This is a genomic window from Aeromonas sp. RU39B (assembly GCF_900156095.1).
In the GTDB taxonomy this organism is placed as follows: Bacteria; Pseudomonadota; Gammaproteobacteria; order Enterobacterales; family Aeromonadaceae; genus Aeromonas.
In genome coordinates this window covers 216,696-236,170 of record NZ_FTMJ01000003.1, presented here as the reverse complement: position 1 = coordinate 236,170, position 19,475 = coordinate 216,696, and the positions used below count along the sequence as shown (strand labels likewise).

Below are 19,475 nucleotides of genomic sequence, written 5' to 3'. Positions count from 1 at the left end.
CCTTTTCCCGGGGCCTGAAAAACAAAAAGACCCGAAGCGACAAACCAGATAAATGGTTTATCCCTTCAGGTCTTGCCTGCATTACCAGTGACACGCCTTGAATGAACTCAAGGTGCGATGGGAAAGGGGGCGACGTCAAAGCGCTCGCAATAAAAATGCGAGTTAGGCCATATTTTGTCTGCTAGACAGATGCCAAAGTGTGATCTTGTGCAGGTTAATCGCACCACGCCGGTTTACCAGAAATGGCCAGGCTGCGTTACAGCTCGGTCACTTGCTCTATCTGGATGTCACCGATCAATTTATCAGCGAGTCTGTTGACCAGTTCGGTGAAATGGGGTGACTGATGATGGGCATTCAATGCCACGTTGTCTGCATAGGTTTCTATCAGATGAAATACACCAGTCTGTTGTTCAGAGCGAAACAGCAGATAAGTGCTACAACCCGCTTCGGCGCGTGAGGTTGGGACCATCGCCATGAGAGCTGCCTCTACATTTGTGAAAAATTGTGGTTTAGCTCTGACGGTAGCCAATATTGTAATGGGCATAATGCTTCCTAGGCTCCGTCAGCATAATACCGACGGAGTTTTATTAGTGGTGGGGATATATAGGTCTATGGGTTAATCACCAAATAGTTTCCCTTCTCCAGCCCAGTCAGACGGTGATACATCTTCAAAGATAACATAAATATATTTTGGATCAGTGGCTGTGTGACGGACAATACTTTCCGTGATATCGGCAGCGACCGCTTGTTTAGTCTGCGTCTCTTTGCCTTCGAACCATGTTACTCTAACTACTGGCATTGTTCTCTCCTGTGGGGTGGTTAATCAATATATGGGTGAATCTTGTCTGCATTTAGACGGTTATTTTTCAAGAAATCCACGTAAGTCATCGGTAAATTTGAATGGATTCTTAAACATGAGGAAATGGTCGCCCTGCTGTTTTTTGCTATAGATAAACAGTCGCGAGTCTGGGATGACTGAGTGCATCCAGCGTTGACTGGCTACATTAGCACTGTATTCACCAGTAAAGATGGCAACTGGGATATCTATTTTGTGGCGGATAACATCACTCCAGTCGTTGGATGCATGGTCATACATCACTTGCAGCATAGCAGCGGGATCATTCTTGATAACAGAATCGGCAAACTGTTCCGAGTTATCGAAATAAGGTGAGTCGCGCAATCTGGAGCGAATAATAAAATTGGTTGTTTGCGGATCCAGCTCTTTGGGGAGAGGCTGCTGTAGCCCATGAATCAAGGCATCAGCAGACGGGACCAATGCACCTGCATTGCGACGCTCAAGCTCGCTCCAATTAGCACGGGCAACAATTGCAACTGGCTCATCCACAAAAACCGCTTTTCGGATTGTCTTGCTGCCAAAGAGATCAATGTAGCTCCACAATACCGATGCTCCCATTGACCAGCCACAATAATAAGCGGATGTTACGCCGAGGTGGTCATTTAATTCTTTCAGATCCATCGCATAACGGGCTATTCGGTTACCGTATGCGGTTTTGTCGGATAGTCCCTGATTACGCTGATCCAGCACAATCACGCGATAGTGCTCGGCCAGAATAGACATCACATTGATGTACTCTGCGCCATTGGCAGACCAGCCAGGAATGAAAATAAGGGGTGTGCCTGAACCTAACTCCCAATAGCGGAGTGTCACGCCATCACTGGTCTTGAATTGATTGATTTGCAGTTTTTTAAGATCGGATAATTTATTGGGTAACCCATTTAATTGGTGAGGAAAAGTAAAATCTTTTCCTAAAACCTCTAGGGCTGGCGTCGCGATTGCCAATGTAGAGCTGAGTGACAATGTGAGTACTGTGAGTACAGCACCAAATAAGGGCTTCATGATTTACCTTGATGATAAATGGCTCGGCCATGCGAGCCATCACCAGTGACTAATTAAAGTTGTACCCAGGCCGGAGCGACAACCGGGCCCTTGCCGAGAAAATAACCGAAGTGAATATTCATCTCGCCAATCGGCTCAAGAAAGCGACTATTGGAGAGTGGACCGGCATCCAGTACCTCAAATCCAATCGCTTGCGCCAAACCGGTAACTGTGGCCTTCGCGGTCTCATCATCTCCGGCAATAAAGGTCTGCACGGTTTTTCCCAGGCGAGCTTGCGGCGCGAGTAGCTGGGCAAAAATGGTATTAAACGCTTTGACGACCCGAGCGCGCGGGGCCATTTTCTGAATCTCTTCGGCGGCCGAGGTGGTGTGACCTATTATCAGCTCTTTGTAGTCCGCACTAATTGGGTTGGAGATATCGATCAATACCTTGCCAGAGAGATCGCCAGCCTGTTTGAGCGCCTCTTCGGCGGCAGGAAAAGGCAATGCCAGCACGATGACATCGGCAAGCGTGGCGGCAGCGCCGATTCCTCCACCGACGGCACCATGCCCGATCTGGTCCGCCAGTGTTGCGGCTTTGACTAGATCACGAGCACCGATCATGACCTCATGGCCGGCACCAGCCAGTGCAGAAGCCAACCCTGAACCCATGTTACCTGTTCCGATTATTGCTACTTTCATGATGCATTTCCGATGTGATGGTGTGATGCATGCACTGTAAAACGTGAAGCCATATGTGATAAATAGTGTGCTAATTTCATCACTTGAAACTTAGGGTTTCTAATGGGCCGATTACAAAGTATGGAGGTGTTTGCCAAAGCGGTAGAGCAGGGGTCGTTTTCTGCCGCCGGGGAGGCTTTACGGATCTCCTCGCAGATGGTGGGTAAGCACATACAGTCCCTCGAGAAACACCTCGGGATTCGGCTGCTCAATCGCACCACTCGCCGGCAACACCTGACCGAAGCCGGAATGATTTTTTATGAGCGGGTAAAGATCATTCTGGCGGAAGTGGAGGCTGCCGAGGGCATGGTATCCATTAGCGAAGGGACGCCACGGGGGAGATTGCGCATCAGTGCTCCCGTCTCGTTTGGCATTCATGCGCTGACCAAGCATCTACCTGACTACATGCAGCAATACCCGGAAGTGTCGGTGGATATGTCACTCTCCAATGGTTTTGTCGATCTGATCGATGATGGTTTCGATGTGGCTTTTCGGGTCGGAGAGTTAGCTGACAGCGGATTGATAGCTCGTACCTTGGCCCCGTATCGTCTGATCTTGTGTGCCGCCCCCTCCTATCTGGCTAGCCACGCACTGCTTAGTCACCCCAATGAGCTCACGAACCATGAGTGCCTCGGTTTTTCCTACACAGAGCTGCGCACAAGATGGACTTTTAGCGGGGCGGATGGGGATATCACAGTACCGGTTTCCGGCAAATTGATGGTTGATAGTGGTGAAGCCTTACTGATGGCTGCGCGGGCTGGGCTGGGGGTGTTATTGCAACCAGCCGAGCTGGTTCGTGACGATCTCGATGCCGGGCGGCTGGTGGAGTTGTTGCCCGAGTTTCGGGCTCATGAACGCCCATTTCATCTGTTTTATGCTCCGGATCGTTGCATGTCTCCCAAGCTGCGCAGCTTTATCGATTTTGCCCTCGCCAGGTTTGGGGCGGATAACGCTCGTAACAGTTAGTTATAGCGCGCCGACAGCGAGTCGAGGGTGCCATCGCTGGCCAGTTGTTGCACTGCCAGTCGTAGCCGGGTTAGCACGATGGGCGGGATGCCGCGCGTTGCAAGCAGGTAGAAGAAGTGGTGTTCAAAAACCGCAGGTAAAATGCGAACACGCTCGGTCAGTTTCAGGCGTTCCAGCTCATCGTGCAGACCGGGTGAGCGGTAGTAAAAAAAACGACCGCGTCCTGAGAGCAACTTGCCGAGGTTGCTTGCGGTGGTCTGGCCGCCATCATCGACTTCTAGTCCACCGAGCGAGCGCAGCCGCTCAACCGGGCCACTGCCGCGATTAACTAAAATAATCCCCTCTTTACCCAGTGCCCGCACTTCCTGCCAATGGGCGACACTAACGGGATCATCCCTGCGTACTGCCATCTGATAACGCACAGAGAACAGTGGTGGCTCAATAAAGTGAAACTGCTGGCGGCGACTTAAGGTATCCCCGACACCGCAGAGCAGGCTCAGCTCCCCGGTCTGGACGCTGCGTTCGAGCCGGGTCAAGGGCAGAGGTTTGGCCGAGATGACCATATGCAGTTCTGGGTCGAGTTGTTCGATGGCATGCAGAATGTCGACGCACAATCCGCGTGCGGGTAACTGCTCATCTTGAACCAGATATTTGGGGGCTGAGTCGCGTTGCACAGCGGTGGTGAGCTCGAATGGCTTGGCCATGAGCAAGAGTGGGCACAGAAGGGGAAGTAGTGCGAGCCAGAGACGCATCGGGAATCCATTCGTTGCAGGAGGGGTTAACTCCTTGCCAACAAATCTACTCTGTTTGCAGAAAGCTTGCCACAGTGGCCGGGCAGGAGTGAGAGACCTGCCCAGCCAGTGTAATCAGGACTTGCCGCCGGCAAACTGACGGTAGACAAACAGCAGAACCAGGGCGCCGACGATGGAGATGCCCATGCTCGGCAGGTTGAAGCCGCTGACAGAGCCGATACCGAGTTTGGTGCTGATGAAGCCGCCCACGACAGAGCCGGCGATACCGAGTACCACGGTCATGATAAAGCCACCGCCATCACGGCCGGGCATGATCCATTTGGCCAGAATACCGGCGATCAATCCGAAAAAAATCCAGGCAAGAATACCCATTTGAGCTCTCCTCTTGAGTGTGAGGTGAGCGATTCTAGACACTCTGGGCAGAAGTGGAATGGCAGCAGGGCGGGGGCTGGTCAGATATTGTCCGATGTGACAAACATCACAATAATGAAAAGCCGGGCATGAAGCCCGGCTTTGTCAGGATGGGCGTGTTACAGCACCAGTACCATCAGCAGACCGACGGTGATGGCCGATACCAGGAAGGCAAAGCCATAGAATACGTAGTGGTGCAGCTTGGTGGTGTGAATGCCCAGATCGTGCAGACCGTGGTAGATACGGTGCATGCCGTGCCAGATCGGCAGGGCGATGATCACCAGAATGATGATGGCGCCCCACCAGGAGCTGGCGAACTCCAGCACACGGTCATAGCTCATGGTTTCTACATCCATGATGCCAAGCGGCACCAGGATACCGGTGATGAGGACGATGATCGGCAGCAACATAGCGACCACCATGCCGCCACCACCAAACAGACCCCAGTAGATAGGTTCATCGGAACGTCTCATGGTCTCTCTCCTCATGCCACGATGATCAGAACAAGCACGGATACCACAGCCAGTGCCACATACTGGACCAGAACGATGGGCTTCTCGGGGATCAGCTGATCACCTTTGAAGATGCGCATGGCTTTCGGGGCCAGGGCAAACCAGGTTTTGGCGTGGAACAGGCAGGCAGCCAGCGCAATCACATGGAACAGGATGGCCAGCGGACTTTGCAGGGATTCGAGCCAACCGTTGAAGGCATCGGCACCCTGAACCAGACGCATCAGACCCCACATCAGCACCACGGCGTAGATGGAGACAAACAGACTGGTACCTTCGCGGATCATGTAACCGGTGTAGAACGCATTCTTCAACCACCAGTCCTTCTTCATCTCGCGGACGTAAGGCTTACGTTTACTGTTGGTGTTGTTCATGGTGTCACTCCGGCTTGAACATGGCGATCATGTAGTCCTTGGCGCTTTCGACCTTGCCAAGCTGGATAGCGGCGGCAGGATCGACCCCCTTCGGGCACACATCAGAGCAGTAGCCAACGAAGGTGCAGCTCCACACGCCGGATTCGGCGTTGACGATCTTCATCCGCTCGGCGGCCGCGCCATCACGGCTGTCGGCGTTGTAGCGGTAGAGCAGCGCCAGGGCAGCTGGACCGGTGAACTTCTTGTTCAGGCCATATTGCGGGCAGGCGGCGTAGCACAGACCACAGTTGATGCACATGGAGAACTGGCGGTACTTCTCGAGCTGGGCCGGAGTCTGGATGTACTCACCATCGCACAGGCTCTTCTCTTCCTTCGGCACGATATAGGGCTTGATGCTCTCGAGCTTCTCGATGAAGTCGGACATGTCCACCACCAGATCGCGCTCGATCGGGAAGTTGTTGAGCGGCTCAATGCGCATCTTGCCCGGCGCATAATCCCGCAGGAAGGTTTTGCAACCCAGCTTGGGCACACCGTTGACCATCATGCCGCAGGAGCCACAGATGGCCATCCGGCAGGACCAACGGAAACTCAAGGTGGAGTCCAGGTGGTCCTTGATGTAGTTCAGCGCTTCCAGCAGAGAAATCTCTTTGGCAAACGGAACCTGGAAAGTCTGGAACCAGGGTTCGTTATCCTGCTCGGGACGATAGCGCAGGATCTCAATTTCCATCATCTCAGCCATGTTTCTTGGCCTCCTGTTGTTCAGCTTCAGCACCGTAGACACGCTTGGCAGGTTGCGACTTGGTGATCTTCACATCGGAATACTCAAGGTTCGGCACCCCTTCAGGGTTGTAGAAGGCCAGAGTATGTTTGAGGAAGTTCACGTCATCACGGTCCTGATAACCGTCCAGACGCTGGTGGGAACCACGGGATTCCTTGCGGTTGATGGCCGAGTGCGCCATCGCTTCGGCCACGTCGAGCAGATAACCCAGCTCGATGGCATACAGCAGGTCGGTGTTGAAGATCGACGACTTGTCGTTGACCTTGACCTTCTTGTAGCGGGTCTTGAGCTCGGAGATCTTGTCGATGGTCTGCTGCATCAGTTCGGCGGTACGGTAGATACCGACGCCCGCTTCCATGGTGCGGCCCAGCTCGTTACGGATATCGGCCGGGTTTTCGGTGCCGTCGTTGTCCATCAGAGCCAGATGTTGATCAATCAAGGCCTTGGCCTTGGCAGCCAGCGCATCGGTGTTACCGTGCTGGGTTTCCAGAGCATGCTTGGCTGCAGCCTCACCGGCCACCTTACCGAACACGACCAGCTCGGCCAGCGAGTTGGAGCCGAGACGGTTGGCACCGTGCAGACCGACCGAGGCGCACTCGCCGATGGCGTACAGACCCGGCAGACGGGTGGCGCATTGCCCCGTGGTTTCGATACCGCCCATGGTGTAGTGCACGGTCGGACGAACCGGGATCGGCTCCTTGACCGGGTCCACGCCCACGTAGGCCTTGGCCAGTTCGCAGATGAACGGCAGACGCTCTTTGAGGTACTTCTCACCCAGGTGACGCAGGTCGAGGTGCACGTAATCACCCATCGGGGATTCGAACACACGGCCCTTCTGCTGCTCTTGCCAGAATGCTTGGGAGAGGCGGTCACGCGGACCCAGCTCCATGTATTTGTTCTTCGGCTGACCGACCGGAGTTTCCGGGCCGAGGCCGTACTCTTGCAGATAGCGATAGCCATCCTTGTTGAGCATGATACCGCCTTCACCGCGGCAACCTTCGGTCATCAGGATACCGCTTCCCGGCAGGCCGGTCGGGTGGTACTGAACGAATTCCATGTCACGCAGGGGCACGCCGTGACGATAGGCCAGCGCCATGCCGTCACCGGTCACGATGCCGCCGTTGGTGTTGAAGCGATAGACACGGCCGGCGCCGCCGGTGGCGAAAATCACCGACTTGGCCTGGATGAAGCGGGTGATCCCGTTCTGGATATCAAACACCACCACGCCCTGTACGCGCCCCTCTTCCACGATGAGATCGAGGCAGAAGTGTTCGTCGAAACGCTGGATGCTGGGGTATTTGATGGAGGTTTGGAACAGGGTGTGCAGCATGTGGAAGCCGGTCTTGTCGGCGGCAAACCAGGTGCGGGGGATCTTCATCCCACCGAAGGCACGCACGTTGACACGGCCATCCGGTTTCCGGCTCCAGGGGCAGCCCCAATGCTCCAGCTGAACCATCTGCTGGGTAGCATTTTCCACGAAGTATTGAACGACATCCTGTTCGCACAACCAGTCGCCACCGGAAACGGTGTCGTTGAAGTGGTTGTCGAGAGTATCGTCATCCCGGACGACACCAGCGGAGCCCCCCTCGGCCGCCACGGTGTGGCTGCGCATTGGGTAGACCTTGGAGATAAGGGCAATACTCAGGTCGGGGTGGGATTCAGCCACAGCAATGGCGGCGCGAAGGCCACCACCACCGGCACCGATGATGGCAACATCGGTCTTGATAATATCCACATCTGCCTCCTTTGGGATAGTGTTGCTGGGCACGATTTTGCTCTATGAATAAAATTCAAATTTGATGCAAGTCAAAGAGCACCGTTTTAAGCCTCTGGCGTAGTGAATTATTCCACCCAGCCCCAATATCCGTGGGGACAAACCCTGAAGTCTGCTGCCATCCAGAAAAAAAACTGACCAATGACTTGTGATATTTCTTGTACTAAGGCCCTGAATTATACGCAAGCAGGTCCGATTAAAATGCGAATTACCTCTCTTTTTAGGTACTCACCATATAATTTTTAAGGTTTTTATTGGGTTAGTTGAATTTTGGTCAATTACGCGGTGAAAACAGCAGAATGTGAACACTCTCGCTATTCATAATTGTGGGTTTTTATGCGGATTTTAAGAATGAAAGAAGGGGCGCAGCGGCCCCTTCTTGTGAATAAAGCATGATTAAATGCGGAACATGCCGACCTGGGTATTGAGCTCGGAAGAGATATTTTTGAGCTCGTCCGCCAACCGGTTAGAGCTCACCGCATGGTTCGCCAACTCGTCAGTGACATCTTTCACCGCCTGGATGTTGCGGCTCACTTCGTCGGTGACGGCGCGCTGCTCCTCAGCGGCGCTGGAGATCTGGGTCGCCATGTCGGAGATCTGCCCGATGGACTCGGCAATCTGCTCCAGCGCCTGGGTGGCGCTGCTGGCGTCATCCACGCTGTTTTGTGCCAACAATTGGCTCTCTTGCATGGTGCCGACCGCACTTTGGGTATTGCGCTGCAAGGTCTCGATCATGGTGCGAATTTCGACCGTGGAGCTGTGGGTGCGCTGGGAGAGCACCCGCACTTCGTCGGCCACCACGGCAAAACCGCGCCCCTGCTCACCGGCGCGGGCGGCTTCGATGGCGGCGTTGAGCGCCAGCAGGTTGGTCTGCTCGGCGATGCCCTGAATGGTGGAGAGGATGGTGTTGATCTCCTGGGTGTTTTTCTCCAGCTCACGAATGGTGCCGGAGGCATGTTCCACTTGGGAGGCGAGATCGGTAATCGAGCGCTGGTTGCGGGCGATGACCTGCTTGCCCTGCTCGCAGTTACTGGCCGAGGCTCGGGCGGCATCGGCGGTCTGCTCGGCATTGTTGGCCACCTCGACCGCGGTCGCCGACATCTCGTGCACGGCGGTGGCGATCTGGGAGATCTCGTTTTGCTGGCGGGACAGGCCCTGATCGGTCTGCTGCGCCATCTTGTGCGACGAGACCGCTTGCCCATTAAGTTGCGATGAGGAGTGGGAGATGTCTTTCACCATCTCATGAATGCGATCGATGAAGGTATTGACGTGGCGCGCCACGATGCCGACTTCGTCATTGCGCTCAATCTTGATGCGGCGGGTCAGATCGCCGTTACCACGCGACAGGTCGGCAATGGCAAAGCCGAGGGTTTTAAGTGGCAGCAGCGAGCTCTTGATGGCGATATAGGAGATGCCGGCCACGATCAGTATGGTCAGTAGACCCTGCCAGATGGCCGAGGTAATGGTGCGGGTGACCGCCTGATAGGCCACGTCCTTATCAATCACGATGCCGTAATACCAGCCGGTATTGGGCACTTCGGTAAGGTCAAACACACTCGGTTTGCCACCGATGTCCATTTCGGAGATGGTGTTGTCGTGAGCCAGCGTCTTGATATTGCTGGCGGTCAGTTCTGGCGAGATCTCGGTGGCCGGCTTCATGGCCAGTGCCTTGTCCGGGTGGGCAATGATGTTGCCGCTGCCATCGACCAGAATGGCGTAGGTGCCCTCCATCTTGAGCGCCAGAATATGCTCGACCAGTGCGTCGATGGAGATATCACCGGCAATCACCCCCTTGGTGTTGCCGCGTTGGAACGGCTCGGCGATGGTCACCACCAGTTTGCCACTGGAGGCATCGGTATAGGGCGCGGTGATAGTCAGTTTGCCAGCAGCGGTGGCGGCCTGATACCAGGGGCGTTTACGCGGATCATAGCCGGCCGGAAAATCGGTGTGATGGCTGCGGACCATCTTGCCATCTTCGGTGCCGGCGTAGACCAGATCGAAGCCGCCGGATTTCTCGGCCTGAGCGAGATAGGTGACCGGCTCATCTTGCAGGGTGAAGGCTTCTTTAACCTGAGTCACCATGCTGACCCGGGCATCCATCCAGTGCGAGATGCCTTGCACGTTGGAGGACGAGGCAATATCTACCGAGTTCCACACCAGACGGCGGGTTTCGTCACGCAGTTGTGAGGTGTTGTACCATACCTGCAGCGCGGTGATGATCATGATGAGAAGGCTGATGGCCAGCACCAGCTTGTTTTTGATTGACACATTCATGGCCTACTTCCTTATGCGTGTCTTGTCCTTGGGTATCAAAAAGATTATCGACCAGCAGCAGCTAAACCTGATGATGGTGATGAAATATCTATAGTCTAACGGGCCCGCTCTGGGTGGTTGGTAAAGACGCCGTCCACGCCCATGGCCTCCAGCCATTGCCAGTCATCCGGTTGATCTACGGTATAGGCCAGCACCTTGAGACCGCGTTGATGGGCATCGGCCACCAGCTCGGGGGTGACAAAGTCCACATCACAATTGAGCGACCAACAGCCCATCTTTGCGGCAAAATGCGCCAGATGACGGGGCTGCCCGGCAATCAGGGCGCCAATCCGGATATCGGGGCGCAGCGCCTGGAAGGCGAGCAGCTCAAGATGGTCAAACGATGAGACCAGCCACTGTGCGGGCGCAAAGCCGAGCTCGGCTTCGGCGCGGCGGGTGAGCTCAGCCACCGCCTGTGCAGTATGGGGCCCCTTGAGCTCGATATGCAGCTCGCAGCGACCGGCTACTCGCTGCATGACCTGCCACAGTGTCGGAATATGTTCGCCGTTACCGGCATCCAGGCTGGCCAGATAATCGCGGCTCTGGCGCACCAACACGCCTTCGCCGTTGGTGCAGCGCTCCAGGCGCCGGTCGTGAAACACCCACAGCACACCGTCGGCCTGCTGCACGTCGAGTTCAATCGCGCTGATGCCCAGTGCCAGCGCCTGATCAAACGCCTTGAGGGTATTTTCCGGCGCAAGCCCACTGGCGCCGCGATGAGCAATGAACTGCATCTTCTCTCCTTGATGGGGTAACCCGCTACCGCTTCGAATGCGACCATGACAGACTAATGGAGCGCTTGATGGTGGTAAAGTGTGATTACTGTCCTCTTTCAAGCGCGCCGTGTACTCATGTAAGGTTCAGCTCTCTCGTGTAGAATCAGTGAGTTACTGAAAACTGGAGTCAATGTATGCAAACCCCCTCTCCCGTAGCGGAACCCAGGTCTCACTCCTTTGGGCGTGGTTGGGCCTGGACGCGCGGCGGTTTTGACCTGTTCAACCGGGCGCGCGGCGTGAGTGTGGCCATGGTGCTCTGCTGGCTGGTGGTCGGGCTACTGCTTGAGCAGATTCCTGCCGGGGGATTGCTCTCCAACCTGCTCTATCTGGTCTGGATGGCGGGCTGGATGATGGCGGCGCGGCGTGCCGAGCAAGAGGGACGGGTCGAGTTTGCTGATCTGTTTGCCGGGTTTCGCAGCGCGTTTACGCCACTGATGCTGGGCGGATTGGCGCTGACGGTGGCTGTCGTGCTGATCATGCAGGTGTCACTGATGCTGCTGGGCAGTTGGGGAATGGGTGACCTGCTCGGTCAGCCGCCCACCAGTCTCACCCCCGACGAAGCGCGGGCCGTATTGATGGCCATGCTGGTGGGTTTGCTGCTGGCGGTGCCGCTCTTGATGGCGGTGACCTTTGCCCCGGCGCTGATCCTGTTTGAACGTGTCTCGGTGCCGCAGGCAATGCGACTGAGTTTTCGCGCCTGCCTGCGCAACATGGCGCCCTTCCTGCTCTGGAGCATGCTGGCCTGCCTGTTGCTGCTGTTAGGCGGCATGCTGATGCTCATTGGTCTGCTGGTGGTGATGCCGGCGCTCAACTACTCCATCTATGTGGCCTACCGCGATATCTTCGGTGCCCCTGTCATGGACGCGCCGAGCGCACCGAGCGAGCCGCCGTCTCCTCCCGGTCCACAGGGTCACTTCGACGCCTGATGCCCATCAGTTCAGAGCGATCTCTTGGGCGGTTACTGCATACGCCACATGGGATCGCTTGCCATCCTCTCCACCAGAAAATCGAGAAAACTGCGCAGCAGCGGTGTCATCTGTCGGCGCGTGGTGTAAACGGCGTGAACGCCTAACTGCTGCGGCTCGCACTCGGGGAACAGGGCGATCAGCTCACCGCGAGCCAGATATTCGGTGGCGGCGTAGCGCGGCTGCAAACTGATTCCGGTGCCGAGCAGGGTGGCTTTTAGCAGCAGATGGGACTGGTTGGCGCTGAGATTGCCACTGACCGGCACGGCCTGCGGGCCCTCCAGCCCGGAAAATTGCCACAGACTCTTGCCAAAATAGGCATAAGTCAGGCAGTTATGACGGGCCAGATCCTGCAACTGCTTGGGTGTCCCGTGCGCCGCCAGATAGGCCGGTGTGGCACACACCACCGAGCGGCAGTCGCCAATGCGGCGAGCGACCAGATTGGGGTCGAGATCGTTGGTGATGCGAATAGCCAAGTCGATGCGCTCCTCAACCAGATTGACGGTGCGATCCAGCTGCAGGATATCGATGGCGGTTGCCGGCCAGCGCGCCAGATAGTCGTGGGCGGCACGGATGAGAAAGGCATCGGCCAGCGAATAGCTACAGGTCACCCGCAGTTGCCCTTTCGGCGTTTGATCGCCACTGGCGAGCTGTGTCATCTCTTCGCCCAATGCCAGCATCCGCTGCGCCCGGTTCAGCGCCTCTTCACCCGGGCCGGTCAGGCTGAGCCGGCGGGTGGTGCGGTGCAGCAGACGCGCCCCCATCCACTGCTCCAGCTCCGCCAGATAGCGCGACACCATGGCCCGAGACATATCGAGCCGCTCGGCGGCAGCGCTGAGGCTTCCCTGTTCGACAACGGCCACGAAGACCTGCAAGGCGGTGAGACGATCCATATATCTGCTCGATTTGTGCGACAGTGAAGTCACTATTATGCGGTATTTGCTACAGGATTGTTCCAATAGACTGCTCTTCATCGACACAGACACCCGATGAGGCATTCTTCATGGCACCTACTCTGCCCACCCTGACCCTGGTTTCCACCCTGATGGCCGGTACTGCCGGCGCCACCACGCTTCACCTCGAGGTTTACAACCCCGGTGACAAAGCGGTTTTTCCGGTGTCGTCCGAGCTGGTGACCGGCAACAAAGAGGCGATCCTGATTGATGCCCAGTTTGATGTGAAGCACGGCCAAGCGCTGGTGGATCTCATCAAAAACAGCGGCAAGCGACTGACCACCGTCTACATCAGCGGTGGCGATCCGGACTACTACTTCGGTCTGGAGCCGATTCTGGCTGCATTCCCTGACGTGAAGGTGCTGGCCAGTCAACATGTGGTGGATCACATCAAAGCCACCAAGGATGCCAAGCTGGCGTACTGGGGCCCTATCCTGGGTAAGGATGCTCCCCGTCAGCTGACCGTCCCGCAGGTGATGAACGGCTCCCGGCTGACGCTGGAAGGTGAGACTATCGAGGTGAAGGCTCTGAACACACCGTATGCCTATCTCTGGGCGCCGTCGCTCAAGACCGCCTTTGGTGGCGTGGGCGTCTACGGCGGCGTGCATGTGTGGATGGCGGACAGCCAGAGTGAGGCGGCGCGCAGCCAATGGGTGGCGACGCTCAATCAGTTGCTGGCACTCAAGCCGCAGCGGGTTATTCCGGGCCACTTCCTGGGGGATGAACCTAACGGCAGTAAGTCGGTGACCTTTACCCGTGACTATGTGCAGCGTTTTGAACGCGAACTGGCGCTTGCCAAGGGCTCTGCCGCCCTGATTGAGGCGATGAAACAGGCTTACCCGGCGCTGCCGGTGGATGATGGTCTGGCCATTGGCGCCAAGGTCGCGGCCGGTGAAATGAAGTGGTAAAGAGAGTGGGGCGGGTTTGTCCCGCCCCCTCGGAGGAATCATGATGAGTGATGCTGTTTTGCACTATGTTTACGATCCCCTGTGCGGCTGGTGCTATGGCGCTGCGCCGCTCCTTAAAGCAGCCTCGGCCGTCGCTGGACTTGGCATTGAGATCCATGGCGGTGGCTTGTGGGTCGGTGAGCGGCGTCAACCGATGGGGCCTGCTCTGCGTGACTACGTGCGTCCCCACGATCAGCGTATTGAGGCGATGACCGGCCAGCACTTTGGTGAGCGCTACTTTAACCAATTGCTGCTTGATGAGCGTCGCGTGCTCGACTCGGAGCCACCGATCCGCGCCATCCTTGCGGTGCATGCGCTGGGCGGTGACGATCTGCAGATGTTGCAGCGGATTCAGGAGTCCCACTATCGGGATGGTCTCTGGGTTGGAGACAGCGCGCTGCTGTCTGCGTTGGCCGAGGAGCAAGGCATTGCCGCCGAGGCCTTTACTGCGGCTTGTCGTGATGCGGATGTTGACGGTCATCTGCAGGAGAGTGCGCAGTGGCTACGCCGGTTGACAGGAAATGGGTATCCCACCCTCGGGCTGGTAAAAGATGGCCAAGTGACGTCGCTGCCAGTGGCCCGGCTGCTGGGTCATCCTGAGCGTTGCTACTCCTGGCTGGCGCAACAACTTGCCGGATGAGAGGTGGCTGGCAAAAAAGTGGTGGTCGTTTAAAAAACATCATGTAAATGCGCAGATTGCCGATGTTTGTTGGTTAACGACGCTATTCTCAATAGTGAAATTATTGAGGTAGCACGGCACCGTTATTTTACTGACGCAGGGAAGACGATCATGTTCAACAATGTCTCCATCGGCCGCAAACTGGGCGCCGGATTTGCAGTACTGGCCTTGCTGGTACTGGGTTTGGCCTGGTTTGCGGTTTCGCAGCTTGCCAAAATCAATGACAACATCCGGGTCATCACCACCAACATGATGCCTTCGATTCACGTAGCGGGTCAGATTCAGGCTGCGCTTGGTGATGCGCGGCGTGCCGAGCTCAACCAGGTGATTGGTGGGTTGGTCAAAGATCTCGCTGAGGTGGATGAGCGCACGGCCAGTTTTAACAAGGCGCAGCAAAAATATGAAGAGAGTATTCGCCAATATGGCGACTTACCATTCAGTACTGGCGAGGAGGAACAGGTCTATAACCAGCTCAAAACAGTCGGCGCCAGCTATTTCGCTTCACACGCTGAGTTGCTCTCTGCCATCAAAAATGGTGATACGGAGCGGGCCAAATCACTGCGCAAAAACGAGACACGCACTGCGCTGGAAGAGGCTTATAAACATGCCCAGCGCCTCTCCGAGATCAACCGTGGTCTGGCCGATGAGATGGCTGGCAAGATGGAGTCTCTGTACAGTGCTGCTCGCAGTATGAACATGCTCGCTGGTGCCTGTGGCGTTATCTTTGTGGTGGTGGTGGCCTGGTTGCTGATTGGCCAGATCCAGCGCCCAGTCAAGATGTTGCTCGACCAGGCCCACAAGGTTGCCGGTGGTGATCTCTCTACCCGCCTCGATGTGGCGCAATTTGGCAATAACGAGTTTGGCAATCTGGCGCGTGGTTTCAGCGAGATGCAAAGCAATCTGCTGCAACTGGTCAGCGGGCTTTCTTCGGCGGTGGGGCAGCTGAGCTCAGCCGTGGAAGAGATCAGTGCCGTGGCTAATCAGTCGGCCGGCAACATGCACAACCAGCAGCACGAGATCACCCAGCTGGCTACCGCCATGAATGAGATGCAGGCGACGGTACAAGAGGTGTCGCGCAATACCAGCGATGCCGCCGATGCGGCGAACATCGCCAGTCAGCGCGCCGCCAAAGGCTCGGCCACGGTGCAGGACTCCATTGCTGGCATCGAGCAGGTCGCCAGCTCTATCGAACAGACCGCGTCGGTGATCGTTCAGCTCGGTGATGACAGCCGTAACATCGGCGTGGTGCTTGAGGTGATTCGCGGCATTGCCGAACAGACCAACTTGCTGGCGCTGAATGCGGCCATTGAGGCGGCGCGGGCCGGTGAGCAGGGGCGTGGTTTTGCTGTCGTGGCCGATGAAGTCCGTACCCTTGCCAAACGCACCCAGGATTCGACTACCCAAATCAACAGCATTATTGCCGAGTTGCAGCAACGTACCGCTCAGGCTTCCAACACCATGCAGCAGAGCCAGGACATGATGCAGGGGGCGGTGGGCAAGGCGCGCGAAGCGGGTGGGTCAATTGGTGAGATCAACGATGCCATTGGCAGTATCTCCCAGATGAGTACCCATATTGCTACGGCGGCAGAGGAGCAGGGCTCGGTGGTGGATGAGCTCAGCCGCAATGTCACCAATATCAGCCACGCATCCGAAGAGGTGGCCACTGGTGCGACCCAGATGTCACAGGCCTGTCATGAACTGAACCATCTGGCAAGTCAGCTGATGGAGTCGGTACGCCGCTTCCGGATTTGATAAGGCGATGGGTGATAGCTGGGCTGCCGCAAGGTGGCCCGGCTTTTTTCTGGCATGCCGCTCCATAAGCCGTTAGGGTAAAGCTCCCGGTTTTACCCATGCACAACGGAGAGATGTATGTCGGCGTACAAGGCAATTGCCCTCGATATGGATGGTACTCTGCTCACCCGCGATCACCGGATTTCACCGGCGACCCGGCAAGCACTGGAGCGTGCCAGGGCGCAGGGTATCAAGGTGCTGCTGGTCACCGGTCGCCACTTTATGACGGCACGTCCGTTTCATGCTGATCTTGCACTCGATACGCCGATGATTTGCAGCAATGGTGCCTATCTGTTTGACCGTCCGGCTGGCCGCATCGTCGAAGGTGACCCGCTGTCGCGGGAGGTCAGTGACCGGCTGCTCTCTCTGATCCATGACAAATCGCTCGGCGCTCTGATCCATCTGGAAGAGGGGATTGCCTATCTTGGCTGCGAAGATCATGTGGCGCGGATGCGCCAGTGGTCGAGCGTTCAGCCGGATCATCTGAAAATTCGCCTGCTGCCCGTCGCCGAGCAGACCGGCCTGGCGCTGCAAACCTTTTGGAAGGTCGAGCTGTTTCATCGTGACCACGATTATTTGCAGCAGGTGGTTGAGCAGGAGGTTGCGGCCTTGCCGGTGACCGCTGACTGGGCCGCACCTTATGCCATCGAGTTGGTCGATCCGCGCTGTAGTAAGGGCAATCGCCTGGCCCGTTGGGCGGCACAAAACGGCATTAGCATGGAAGAGGTCGTGGCGTTTGGCGATAACCACAACGATGTCAGCATGTTTGAGCAAGCCGGTCTGGCTGTGGCGATGGGCAATGCCAAACCGGAGATCCAGGCCAGGGCTGACAAGATGACTGCAGATCACAATGAGGATGGCATTGCCGTGGCGCTGGAGCGTTGGGTATTCTGAGTCAACCGACGTTTATGTTTTGATGTATTGGATTGCATTGATTAACAGCCAGGGAGTGGCCGTTAGCGGGATAACTCCATCTGTCATCACAGAACCTTACGAAAGATAAGGTTTATTTTCGATATGTCTTGATTATCTGTTCATTGAGGTCGTTTTGCTTGTGAGAGACGCCGTACCGGGATCGGGTTGGATCTGCGGAAACGGGTAATCCCGACAAAACGGGCACATGAGGTGCCAGCAAAAGGCATCAAGGAAGCAGATATGTTCAAGAAAATGAGTATCGGGCAGAAGCTCTATGCGGGCTTTGGCCTGCTGGCGCTGATGGTGATCGGCATGATGCTGTTTGCCATCGGTCAGCTCTCCCGCATCTATTCGGTTACCGACCGAATCACCGACAACATGCTCCCCTCGCTGCAATATGCCAGCGCGATGCAGGAGTCGCTGCTCAATACCCGCCGCTCCGAGATGGGGGCTATCATCGGCTACCATGACCACAACCCCGATGATATCAACGGCAGTATCGCCTCGTTTGAAAATTATGCGCGAGCCTTCAGCGAGGCGCAGCAAGCCTACTCACAACTGCCGTTTTCCTCCGAGCTGGAGCGCCAGACCTTTGCCCAACTGGGTGCAGAGGCCAACGACTATTTTGCGGCGCACCAGTCACTGATCAGCGCGATTCAACGCGGCGATCCGGCCGGTATTGCCGATGGGCGCGCCCAAACCCGCACCGCGCTGGATGCACTCAGCCAGCCGCTGGCCAAACTGCGCAGCATCAACCGCGAGATGGCTCGCACTCTTACCGATTCTGCGTTTAACGAATATGGCGAAGCGCGCAGTGTCAGCCTGTTGTTTGGTGCCGGCACAGTCGCGCTGGTGTTGCTGGTGGCCTGGCTGTTGACCCGGCAGATCCGGCGCCCACTCGATACCCTGCTGGCGCAAACTCGCAAGGTAGCCGGTGGCGATCTTGGTAGTCGCTTGTCCCTGACCCAGTTCAATCAAGATGAGATGGGTGAGCTGGCCAAGGCGTTTGGCGATATGCAAGAGAGCCTGCGTCATCTGGTGGTGGAGGTGAGCGGCTCGGTCGCCCAGCTCAGTAGCGCCGCTGAAGAGATCAGCACGGTGGCAGCCCAGTCGGCAGGCAATACCCAACAGCAGCAAAGTGAGCTGACACATCTGGCCACAGCCATGAACGAGATGCAGGCGACGGTGCAGGAGATCTCTCGCAATACCAGCAGTGCCGCTCAGGATGCCAATCAGGCCAGCCAGTTTGCCGGGCAGGGAGATGGCGTGGTGGTGCGCACCGTGGCCAGTATCGAACAGGTGGCAGCTGTGGTGGAGCAGACGGCTGGCGTGATCAGCCAACTGGCTGACGACAGCCGCAATATCGGCATGGTGCTGGAGGTGATTCGCGGTATCGCCGAGCAGACTAACTTGCTGGCGCTTAACGCGGCCATCGAGGCCGCACGGGCCGGTGAGCAAGGCCGTGGTTTTGCGGTGGTGGCCGATGAGGTGCGTACCCTGGCCAAACGAACTCAGGACTCAACCAGCGAGATTAATCGCATCATCACTGAGCTGCAGCAGCGCACCGAGCAAGCCGGCATCGCCATGCAAGAGAGTCAGACCCAGATCCGCTCCACGGTAGAAACGGCCCGGGAAGCAGGCGGCGCCTTGTCTCAAATCAAGAGCGCGGTCAGCGGGATTTTTGAGATCAGCACCCAGATCGCCACCGCCACCGAGCAGCAAGAGGTGGTCAGTCATGAGCTCAACGTCAACATCACCAACGTCAATGGTGCGGCGCAAGAGGTGGCCGAAGGGGCGAAGCAGATGGCGCAAGCCTGTAATGAGCTCAACCAGTTGGCGGTCCAGTTGCAGGAGATGGTGCGCCGTTTTCGCACCTGAAGCTCTGGACCGTGTCACGAAGGGCGCCTGATGGCGCCCTTTTGCGTTTTCGCTAGCATTAAAGTGTTTAAAACATTAAATCGGATGTCTTAAGGCATTGAGCTAATCTGTCGATAA

General features: G+C 56.6%; 20 protein-coding genes. 7 read left to right on the top strand and 13 right to left on the bottom strand.

The window, feature by feature from the left end:
* Nucleotides 1-256: 256 nt before the first annotated feature.
* The 4 genes from BW958_RS06380 to BW958_RS06365 form a co-directional block, all read right to left on the bottom strand.
* On the bottom strand, nucleotides 257-544 hold the full coding sequence (locus BW958_RS06380; RefSeq protein WP_076574906.1) for a putative quinol monooxygenase: 288 nt from the start codon (nucleotides 542-544) through the stop codon (nucleotides 257-259).
* Between the two features lie 72 nt (nucleotides 545-616).
* Complete coding sequence (locus BW958_RS06375; RefSeq protein WP_076574905.1) at nucleotides 617-799, bottom strand: tautomerase family protein; 183 nt, start codon at nucleotides 797-799, stop codon at nucleotides 617-619.
* A gap of 60 nt (nucleotides 800-859) precedes the next feature.
* Nucleotides 860-1,858: an alpha/beta fold hydrolase gene (locus tag BW958_RS06370; RefSeq protein WP_076574904.1), complete on the bottom strand. Its 999-nt coding sequence runs from the start codon at nucleotides 1,856-1,858 to the stop codon at nucleotides 860-862.
* A gap of 53 nt (nucleotides 1,859-1,911) precedes the next feature.
* Nucleotides 1,912-2,538 (bottom strand): NADPH-dependent F420 reductase, encoded by a 627-nt coding sequence (locus BW958_RS06365; protein ID WP_076574903.1) that lies wholly within the window; start codon nucleotides 2,536-2,538, stop codon nucleotides 1,912-1,914.
* 102 nt (nucleotides 2,539-2,640) lie between these two features.
* On the opposite strand from BW958_RS06365, the gene BW958_RS06360 reads away from it, so the two are divergent.
* Entirely contained in the window at nucleotides 2,641-3,543 is a 903-nt protein-coding gene (locus BW958_RS06360) for a LysR family transcriptional regulator (protein WP_076574902.1), read from the top strand.
* Here the strand turns inward: BW958_RS06360 and BW958_RS06355 are convergent.
* The 8 genes from BW958_RS06355 to BW958_RS06320 all read right to left on the bottom strand — a co-directional run bounded on the left by BW958_RS06355 (nucleotide 3,540) and on the right by BW958_RS06320 (nucleotide 11,188).
* The gene (locus tag BW958_RS06355) at nucleotides 3,540-4,295 is read right to left on the bottom strand and encodes a substrate-binding periplasmic protein (protein WP_076574901.1); all 756 of its coding nucleotides are present in this window, start codon (nucleotides 4,293-4,295) and stop codon (nucleotides 3,540-3,542) included. The genes BW958_RS06360 and BW958_RS06355 overlap by 4 nt on opposite strands.
* Nucleotides 4,296-4,409: 114 nt before the next feature.
* The gene (locus tag BW958_RS06350; RefSeq protein WP_076574900.1) at nucleotides 4,410-4,667 is read right to left on the bottom strand and encodes a GlsB/YeaQ/YmgE family stress response membrane protein; all 258 of its coding nucleotides are present in this window, start codon (nucleotides 4,665-4,667) and stop codon (nucleotides 4,410-4,412) included.
* A 158-nt stretch (nucleotides 4,668-4,825) separates the two neighbouring features.
* Nucleotides 4,826-5,179, bottom strand: a complete 354-nt coding sequence (gene frdD, locus BW958_RS06345) for a fumarate reductase subunit FrdD (RefSeq protein WP_076574899.1) — start codon at nucleotides 5,177-5,179, stop codon at nucleotides 4,826-4,828.
* Nucleotides 5,180-5,190: 11 nt separating this feature from the next.
* Nucleotides 5,191-5,589, bottom strand: coding sequence for a fumarate reductase subunit C (locus tag BW958_RS06340; RefSeq protein WP_076574898.1), 399 nt, complete (start codon nucleotides 5,587-5,589; stop codon nucleotides 5,191-5,193).
* A 4-nt stretch (nucleotides 5,590-5,593) separates the two neighbouring features.
* The gene (locus BW958_RS06335) at nucleotides 5,594-6,328 is read right to left on the bottom strand and encodes a succinate dehydrogenase/fumarate reductase iron-sulfur subunit (protein WP_076574897.1); all 735 of its coding nucleotides are present in this window, start codon (nucleotides 6,326-6,328) and stop codon (nucleotides 5,594-5,596) included.
* Nucleotides 6,321-8,102 (bottom strand): fumarate reductase (quinol) flavoprotein subunit, encoded by a 1,782-nt coding sequence (gene frdA / locus BW958_RS06330; protein WP_076574896.1) that lies wholly within the window; start codon nucleotides 8,100-8,102, stop codon nucleotides 6,321-6,323. Before frdA ends, BW958_RS06335 begins: the two co-directional genes overlap by 8 nt.
* Before the next feature lie 435 nt (nucleotides 8,103-8,537).
* Nucleotides 8,538-10,415, bottom strand: a complete 1,878-nt coding sequence (locus BW958_RS06325; RefSeq protein ID WP_076574895.1) for a methyl-accepting chemotaxis protein — start codon at nucleotides 10,413-10,415, stop codon at nucleotides 8,538-8,540.
* 95 nt (nucleotides 10,416-10,510) lie between these two features.
* Nucleotides 10,511-11,188, bottom strand: a complete 678-nt coding sequence (locus BW958_RS06320; RefSeq protein ID WP_076574894.1) for a glycerophosphodiester phosphodiesterase — start codon at nucleotides 11,186-11,188, stop codon at nucleotides 10,511-10,513.
* A 176-nt stretch (nucleotides 11,189-11,364) separates the two neighbouring features.
* Between BW958_RS06320 and BW958_RS06315 the strand changes: the two genes are divergently transcribed.
* Nucleotides 11,365-12,156, top strand: a complete 792-nt coding sequence (locus BW958_RS06315) for a BPSS1780 family membrane protein (RefSeq protein WP_076574893.1) — start codon at nucleotides 11,365-11,367, stop codon at nucleotides 12,154-12,156.
* A gap of 32 nt (nucleotides 12,157-12,188) precedes the next feature.
* Here the strand turns inward: BW958_RS06315 and BW958_RS06310 are convergent, their stop codons facing one another.
* Nucleotides 12,189-13,088: a LysR family transcriptional regulator gene (locus BW958_RS06310; protein ID WP_076574892.1), complete on the bottom strand. Its 900-nt coding sequence runs from the start codon at nucleotides 13,086-13,088 to the stop codon at nucleotides 12,189-12,191.
* Between the two features lie 110 nt (nucleotides 13,089-13,198).
* Here BW958_RS06310 and BW958_RS06305 point away from each other — a divergent pair, with 110 nt between their 5' ends.
* From BW958_RS06305 to BW958_RS06285, 5 genes are all read left to right on the top strand, one after another.
* Nucleotides 13,199-14,056, top strand: a complete 858-nt coding sequence (locus BW958_RS06305) for a Vmh family MBL fold metallo-hydrolase (protein WP_076574891.1) — start codon at nucleotides 13,199-13,201, stop codon at nucleotides 14,054-14,056.
* A 40-nt stretch (nucleotides 14,057-14,096) separates the two neighbouring features.
* Nucleotides 14,097-14,735, top strand: coding sequence for a DsbA family protein (locus BW958_RS06300; protein WP_372629163.1), 639 nt, complete (start codon nucleotides 14,097-14,099; stop codon nucleotides 14,733-14,735).
* A gap of 150 nt (nucleotides 14,736-14,885) precedes the next feature.
* Nucleotides 14,886-16,526: a methyl-accepting chemotaxis protein gene (locus BW958_RS06295; RefSeq protein ID WP_076574890.1), complete on the top strand. Its 1,641-nt coding sequence runs from the start codon at nucleotides 14,886-14,888 to the stop codon at nucleotides 16,524-16,526.
* Between the two features lie 117 nt (nucleotides 16,527-16,643).
* Nucleotides 16,644-17,459 carry a Cof-type HAD-IIB family hydrolase gene (locus tag BW958_RS06290; RefSeq protein WP_076574889.1) on the top strand — a complete coding sequence of 272 codons (816 nt, stop codon included), beginning with the start codon at nucleotides 16,644-16,646 and terminating at the stop codon, nucleotides 17,457-17,459.
* Nucleotides 17,460-17,720: 261 nt separating this feature from the next.
* On the top strand, nucleotides 17,721-19,358 hold the full coding sequence (locus tag BW958_RS06285; RefSeq protein ID WP_076574888.1) for a methyl-accepting chemotaxis protein: 1,638 nt from the start codon (nucleotides 17,721-17,723) through the stop codon (nucleotides 19,356-19,358).
* Nucleotides 19,359-19,475 lie beyond the last annotated feature (117 nt).

Excerpts from the sequence above, each read along its gene's own strand:
- BW958_RS06380 (WP_076574906.1), bottom strand. The coding sequence starts at position 544 with ATGCCCATTACAATATTGGCTACCGTCAGAGCTAAACCACAATTTTTC.
- BW958_RS06375 (WP_076574905.1), bottom strand. The coding sequence starts at position 799 with ATGCCAGTAGTTAGAGTAACATGGTTCGAAGGCAAAGAGACGCAGACT.
- BW958_RS06370 (WP_076574904.1), bottom strand. The coding sequence starts at position 1,858 with ATGAAGCCCTTATTTGGTGCTGTACTCACAGTACTCACATTGTCACTC.
- BW958_RS06365 (WP_076574903.1), bottom strand. The coding sequence starts at position 2,538 with ATGAAAGTAGCAATAATCGGAACAGGTAACATGGGTTCAGGGTTGGCT.
- BW958_RS06360 (WP_076574902.1), top strand. The coding sequence starts at position 2,641 with ATGGGCCGATTACAAAGTATGGAGGTGTTTGCCAAAGCGGTAGAGCAG.
- BW958_RS06355 (WP_076574901.1), bottom strand. The coding sequence starts at position 4,295 with ATGCGTCTCTGGCTCGCACTACTTCCCCTTCTGTGCCCACTCTTGCTC.
- BW958_RS06350 (WP_076574900.1), bottom strand. The coding sequence starts at position 4,667 with ATGGGTATTCTTGCCTGGATTTTTTTCGGATTGATCGCCGGTATTCTG.
- frdD (WP_076574899.1), bottom strand. The coding sequence starts at position 5,179 with ATGAGACGTTCCGATGAACCTATCTACTGGGGTCTGTTTGGTGGTGGC.
- BW958_RS06340 (WP_076574898.1), bottom strand. The coding sequence starts at position 5,589 with ATGAACAACACCAACAGTAAACGTAAGCCTTACGTCCGCGAGATGAAG.
- BW958_RS06335 (WP_076574897.1), bottom strand. The coding sequence starts at position 6,328 with ATGGCTGAGATGATGGAAATTGAGATCCTGCGCTATCGTCCCGAGCAG.
- BW958_RS06325 (WP_076574895.1), bottom strand. The coding sequence starts at position 10,415 with ATGAATGTGTCAATCAAAAACAAGCTGGTGCTGGCCATCAGCCTTCTC.
- BW958_RS06320 (WP_076574894.1), bottom strand. The coding sequence starts at position 11,188 with ATGCAGTTCATTGCTCATCGCGGCGCCAGTGGGCTTGCGCCGGAAAAT.
- BW958_RS06315 (WP_076574893.1), top strand. The coding sequence starts at position 11,365 with ATGCAAACCCCCTCTCCCGTAGCGGAACCCAGGTCTCACTCCTTTGGG.
- BW958_RS06310 (WP_076574892.1), bottom strand. The coding sequence starts at position 13,088 with ATGGATCGTCTCACCGCCTTGCAGGTCTTCGTGGCCGTTGTCGAACAG.
- BW958_RS06305 (WP_076574891.1), top strand. The coding sequence starts at position 13,199 with ATGGCACCTACTCTGCCCACCCTGACCCTGGTTTCCACCCTGATGGCC.
- BW958_RS06300 (WP_372629163.1), top strand. The coding sequence starts at position 14,097 with ATGATGAGTGATGCTGTTTTGCACTATGTTTACGATCCCCTGTGCGGC.
- BW958_RS06295 (WP_076574890.1), top strand. The coding sequence starts at position 14,886 with ATGTTCAACAATGTCTCCATCGGCCGCAAACTGGGCGCCGGATTTGCA.
- BW958_RS06290 (WP_076574889.1), top strand. The coding sequence starts at position 16,644 with ATGTCGGCGTACAAGGCAATTGCCCTCGATATGGATGGTACTCTGCTC.
- BW958_RS06285 (WP_076574888.1), top strand. The coding sequence starts at position 17,721 with ATGTTCAAGAAAATGAGTATCGGGCAGAAGCTCTATGCGGGCTTTGGC.